This is a genomic window from Acinetobacter sp. USHLN143, from assembly GCF_037145695.1.
GTDB classification, from domain to species: domain Bacteria; phylum Pseudomonadota; class Gammaproteobacteria; order Pseudomonadales; family Moraxellaceae; genus Acinetobacter; species Acinetobacter fasciculus.
On record NZ_JBBCWZ010000154.1, the window covers coordinates 1 to 1,857 of the forward strand.

A 1,857-nucleotide genomic window follows, 5' to 3' on the forward strand; every position below is an offset into this window, starting at 1 on the left:
CATGCGTGCAGGTATGGATACGACCATGGCTCAGGTGGTGAGAGCCTTTGGCTACATCAAACCGCATTGTGCTTACCTGTTCTGTAATAAACGTGGCCATCGCATGAAAGTACTGGTGCATGATGGACTGGGCATCTGGCTGTGTGCCCGGCGGCTGGAACAGGGCAAATTTCACTGGGCTCAAGTTCACCAGGGTGAAAGCGTAGCTCTCAGCCCGGAACAGTTACAGGCACTGATCCAGGGTTTGCCCTGGCAGCGCATTGGACGACAGCAGGTGGTGACGATGCTTTAAACCAAGCTGTTCCATTCTGCTATTCTCCAAACGTTCTATTTCATTCTTCTCATGACCTCAGGCATACTGCGGTCATGAATACGCTGCCTGACTTAAGCCAACTGACCCATGAACAACTGCTGGAATTTACCAGGCAGTTGGCGCTGCAGCATCAGTCTCTGGCACAATCAAATCAAGAATTAGAAAAATCAAACCAGCAATTGGATGCCAAAGTTCAGCATCTTTCTATTCTCAATCAAAAATACGAGCATGAACTGGCGCTGTTTAAAAAGCACAAATTCGGCAGTAAAAACGAACATCTCACCGCAAAACAAATCCATCTCTGGGATGAAGCGGTCGAAGAAGATATCGCAGCCGTTGATCTGGAACTGGAACGGCTGAATGCAGATAAAACCGATGCAGCGACACACAAAGCCAAAGCAAATAAACCTAAACGTCGACCACTGCCAGATCATCTACACACCATCCGTATTGAGCATGAACCTGCATCAACCCAATGCGCTTGTGGCTGCCAACTCCGTCGTATCGGCGAAGATGTCAGTGAAAAACTGCATTTCAGACCGGCACAGTTCTATAAGGAACAGCATGTGCGTGGTAAATGGGTCTGTGATCAGTGTGACACCCTGACTCAGCAAGCGATGCCTGCCTATGTAATTGATAAAGGCATTGCTTCACCTGAATTGCTCAGCCATGTGCTGGTATCGAAATATGCCGATCATTTGCCGCTGTACCGTCAACGTCTGATCTATCAGCGGGCGGGAATCGAACTTTCTAGATCAACTTTATCTGACTGGATAGGTCGCTGCGGTGTAGAACTGGAACCTCTGGCCAATGCCTTAAAACAGGTGGTGCTGCAACAGCGGGTGATCCATGCCGATGAAACGCCGGTCACCATCATGCGGATGGGTGATGATGAGAAAAAACCGAAAAAAGGTTATGTCTGGGCCTATGCCACTACACAGTACAATCCAGTTCAGGCAGTGATCTATGACTTTCAGGATAGTCGTTCAGGCCAGCATGCTGAAGCGTTCTTGAAAGGCTGGCAGGGCAATCTAGTCTGTGATGATTACAGTGGTTATAAAGCACGCTTTAAATCAGGTCAGGTCATAGAGGTGGGCTGCATGGCCCATGCACGTCGTAAATTCCATGAACTGCATGTGACCGGGAAAAGTCAGGTCGCTGAACAGGCATTGGTGCTGATTCAGAAACTGTATGCGATAGAAGTAGAACTCAGGAAAAAGACCGATGGTACAGCAGAACAGCGCCGCGAATACCGACAACAGCATAGTCAACCAGTGATGCAACAACTGTATGAATGGCTCAACCAACATCATCTGACAGTGCCATCGAGTTCTCCCACCGCCAAGGCGATCAATTACAGCCTAAAACGTTGGCAGGCACTCTGCCGCTATCTGGATGATGGTAATTTGCCTATAGATAATAACTGGATTGAAGTGCGACACGAAGTCGCTTAATGAAGTTGTTCCCCCCTGCGGGAACCACCCGTGTCACCGGGTGAATCTAGAAGGCTGAATAAAGAGCGCCTTCGACAATGTAACGAGGCA

1 protein-coding gene and 1 pseudogene are annotated in these 1,857 nt (G+C 48.7%); both read left to right on the forward strand.

All coding sequences use genetic code 11. The features are described from left to right. On the forward strand, positions 1 to 292 hold a 292-nt coding region (gene tnpB / locus WFH18_RS17345; RefSeq protein WP_336755361.1), incomplete at its 5' end, for an IS66 family insertion sequence element accessory protein TnpB. A 74-nt stretch (positions 293 to 366) separates the two neighbouring features. After that, a pseudogene (tnpC, locus tag WFH18_RS17350) lies at positions 367 to 1,746 on the forward strand (IS66 family transposase); the annotation flags it as partial. Positions 1,747 to 1,857: the final 111 nt, after the last annotated feature.